2 protein-coding genes and 1 pseudogene are annotated in these 3,821 nt (G+C 42.2%); 2 read left to right on the top strand and 1 reads right to left on the bottom strand.

Annotated features, from left to right (window positions below):
* Window positions 1–607 precede the first annotated feature (607 nt).
* Complete coding sequence (locus ABFX15_RS00525; RefSeq protein WP_346023615.1) at window positions 608–2,623, bottom strand: right-handed parallel beta-helix repeat-containing protein; 2,016 nt, start codon at window positions 2,621–2,623, stop codon at window positions 608–610.
* A 358-nt stretch (window positions 2,624–2,981) separates the two neighbouring features.
* Between ABFX15_RS00525 and ABFX15_RS00530 the strand changes: the two genes are divergently transcribed.
* Both ABFX15_RS00530 and ABFX15_RS00535 read left to right on the top strand, forming a co-directional pair.
* Entirely contained in the window at window positions 2,982–3,452 is a 471-nt protein-coding gene (locus ABFX15_RS00530; RefSeq protein ID WP_346023616.1) for an AraC family ligand binding domain-containing protein, read from the top strand.
* Between the two features lie 103 nt (window positions 3,453–3,555).
* Window positions 3,556–3,821: pseudogene (locus ABFX15_RS00535) on the top strand (IS1634 family transposase); the annotation flags it as partial.

The raw sequence follows: 3,821 nt of genomic DNA on the forward strand, positions 1-3,821 counted from the left end.
TTTTTTCTATGTTTTAAAAAAGTTGATTTATCAGGTGTTAAACACGACAAATAATTATGAAATTGGCTCAGTTAGTATATCCAAATGACAGAAACAATTTTTATATGGAATGCATTCAACTTAGACAGACGTTTAATCTGTTAAGTTAAAGCTCAAACGATATTTTCCTGCCAGTATGAATGTTAGTCAATTTAAGTGCAGGCTTAGACAATTTTTATCCGCCAGTTAATATTTGGTGAGTAGCTGGACGACTCTAGCGGCTTCTTCACCACCAGATGACCCGCTATAGGGCAGGCTAGTCAACTCGTATGGCTAATTCGTCACCACTCGACCCTCTAGAGAGCAGGCTAGTCAACTCGTGTGGCTTATTCTCCACCAGTTGACCAGCTAGAGGACAGGCTGGTCAACTCAAGAAGATTTTTCTTCCTCAGATGACCCACCAGAGCGTTAGCCGGGCGACTCAGAGACACTTCAACCCGCGAGTTAGCAATCTACGAACTAGAATTTAGTAGGTATAGAAAAACCGATTAGAAGTACACTTATGTACTACCTAATCGGTTTATTTTTCTCATACTTTGAACAAAATCCTTTACAGCATCAATTCATATTAAACTTCAAAGATCAAAGTGGTATTCTGATCCAGCCTGAAGGGACCGGGCGTGACCCGTGTATCGGTTCTGCTGTTACTAAAATAATCTGTGTCAAAACGGTAAGGAGAATTATCAGGCTTTTCAAAGGCCATCTCAGCATGATATGTTTTGCCCAGCATGTCTGTAGTGACCATAGCTTCAGAATGCTCACCTAAGGATGCTGGTTGACTGATTTCAATATGCACCATTCCTTCCACCGGATTACTCTCGATATGGAATACTTTTTCCCTTAGCGTAGCAGCATTCGTTTCTTGAGAGCTTGGAACTGCCTCATTAAGGTAGAGGTTCCCATCCATCGAAACAGGCAAGACTGCATTGCCTACTAAAATAGCGTCTGCTGCATCTCCCAGTTCCGCAATTTCTTCTTTAGTCATATCCCACCACTGCTTTTCATCGGCATTTGGATGCTGATTGTATCCGCCTAGACCAACAGGATGCAGGTAGCAGATGGAATCATCCGGAACACCGTCCATAACTTTTTTCTCTCCAGCTTCAGAAGCTTCCCGATTTTTAAGCGGAAGATGTTCGAAGAATCTAATCGGCACAGGTTCTTTATTTCCATCTTCATCACCAAGGAATATATTATTAAAGTAGCGGTCATCCCCTCCAGTTATATTCGAGTAGCCGGCCATAGCTGTCTCATGTGGGAAATGGTAAGGCGTAATTCGTGTGAGTTCAGATTGAACAACAAATCTGCCGGCAAATAGATTATGCACAAAGGCTCCACCTTGAGCCATGTTTCGGAAATTCATATGAGACAAAAACAGATTGTGATCAACCAAATAGGGACCATGGCAGACCTCGACGAATAAATCTTCTGACAAGTTATCGAAAAAGACATTGCGACTGATGCGGGTTCCCTGTGCCTGCCAGTCCAGCCAGAGTCCTCTGTAACTGCTGTAAATTTTATTGTCCGTGATTTGAGTGTCCAAAGCGGCGTGCAGTTTGATTCCACCTACTTCAGCCCCATGACGAAGACGTTTATGGTGGATATTGTAAATACGGTTATGTGAAATTTCGCTGAAAGCTGCGCCCATGTGACCGACAATTCCAGCTTGTTCACAGTCGTGAATAATATTGTTACGCACAATATGACTGCCGACCGTATCTTTATGCCAGCCTGAATGGAGAGCCTTCAAGATGGCTTCCTGTTCCCGCTGAGTTCCACCTTTTCTTTTTCTATCTTTGTGCCCCGTACCAGTTTCTGTGCCTAAGCTGATGCCCACGTTTTTTGATTCGCTGATAGTATTGTTTTCGATAATCCAACCCTTGCTCCAATGAGGACCAATCAGTCCTTCCTGAGAGTCAGTTGGGGGTGCCCATTGAGGTGAGGCTTGAGTAAGCGTGAAACCACTGACGGTAATATAATTCACACCGGATTTTTCAAGCCAGAAGCAGTGAGGGCGTACATTTATTTCCACATTCTCACTTCGGGGATCTTTGCCACCAAAGTTTGCCCATATTTTCGTCGTTTCTGTCCCCACTTTTGTATGCCATTTTAATAGAGAATCATCTGAATATTTCGCTTCAGACCATCTTTCAGGATGATTTACTTCCTCCACACTGCCGCATTCATAAAGAGATTTTCCGTCCAGATAGACTTCACCCAAGTGAGCAGTCAGGTCTCCGTCAAAGAGCCAGTCGCCACTCAGCTCGACTTCATATGGGTTCCGATTTTTAAATAAGGAGTTAGACACTTCTGTACTCCAGACATTGTTTCCTTCAGAAGTCCATTCTGAAATACGCTCAGCCCCTGAGATAACGACTTCTCCATCGCCAGCAGCTTTGTAAAGTATTCTCTGTTCTTCTGTTCCTCCATTTAAAGGATTGATCCATTCTCTGTACACTCCGGCATGAACAGTAACGGTATCGCCAGGCTCTGCTAAAGCAGCCGCTCGTGAGATTGTGCGAAAAGGCTGTTCTTTTGTTCCTGTATTTTGGTCATTTCCTTGCGTTGATATATGGTAGTCCATTATTTTCTCCTTTTTCCTGTCATAAAAAGTTTAAGGTCATTTAATGACGGATGACAGGTTTTATTTGTGTGATAATTGATGTATTAAATGTAGTGTGTCTCAATCTATTTTACCAGAATGTTAGTGCAGGTATTCAAAGACAAGTGATTGAGTAAACTGTCAGCCACTGACAAGATTGCTTTAAACTATAAGAAAAATCTGCTAAAGCATAACTGATTCAGGCATGGATAGAGTGTCAATTTTTTCAATCGGCCGTGTTATAATTCAGGTATAGAGACGTTCTGAATTTACAAATAAATCTGGATAATTAAGGCGGTTTAACAAACAGCTTCAAGCCTTTACTTAAAGGAGAAATACGATGAAAAACAGTAACGAAGGATTTTTTTCTTCAAAAAATCCCCAACAATTAGAATACGTCAGCAGTGGCCATAAGCCGGTAAACTCCCATAAATGGGGACCTGGGGTGCGGGATGTCTATGCATTACACTACATAATCAAAGGCAAAGGCACACTGAAAACCCGGTCAAAAGAATTTGAACTTAAAGAAGGGGAGAGTTTTCTGATTTATCCGTATACAGAAATCTCCTATCATCCAGATTCAACTGATCCTTGGGAGTACGCCTGGATTGAATTCAAAGGCGAAGAAGCTTCTCAGATAATAGATTTAACCAGATTTTCAGTTGATTCTCCAGTTAGTCCTGCTGCATCGATAAATTTAGCTGAGTACTATTTCACTGAATTGGACGCTGAGAAGACTGCTTATGAAGACATACGTCTGGAGGCAAAACTCCGACTGCTCTTGTCTCCTTCATTCCCGTGTAAATTATAACGAGGAATGCAAAAAACATTGATATAAAAGGAAATTTCTGGCTATTCCTATTGAATTTCCGCACTTTCCACGTTATAATTATAACGTGGAAAGGCGTGATTTTATGAGTTTAGTATATGTAACCAACAAAAAGAACGGCACTACCTATGTTTACGAATCAACCAACTATTGGGATAAAGAAAAGAAGCAGTCGCGCAGCAAGCGTGTCTGCATAGGAAAACTGGACGAAGCTGGGAACCTGGTTCCCTCTAAGCGATTGGCTATGCCGCCGGCAAAGCAAGGGCCGGTACCATCCACCGTCATGAAACGAAGCTTCTACGGAGCGACCTATCTGTTTGACAAAATCGGAGAACTGCTTGGTGTTACAGC

Source organism: Alkalibacterium indicireducens (assembly GCF_039522005.1).
Classification (GTDB): Bacteria; Bacillota; Bacilli; order Lactobacillales; family Carnobacteriaceae_A; genus Alkalibacterium; species Alkalibacterium indicireducens.

Bases quoted from the DNA above. Each gene is read 5' to 3' on its own strand.
- ABFX15_RS00525 (WP_346023615.1), bottom strand. From the start codon at position 2,623: ATGGACTACCATATATCAACGCAAGGAAATGACCAAAATACAGGAACA.
- ABFX15_RS00530 (WP_346023616.1), top strand. From the start codon at position 2,982: ATGAAAAACAGTAACGAAGGATTTTTTTCTTCAAAAAATCCCCAACAA.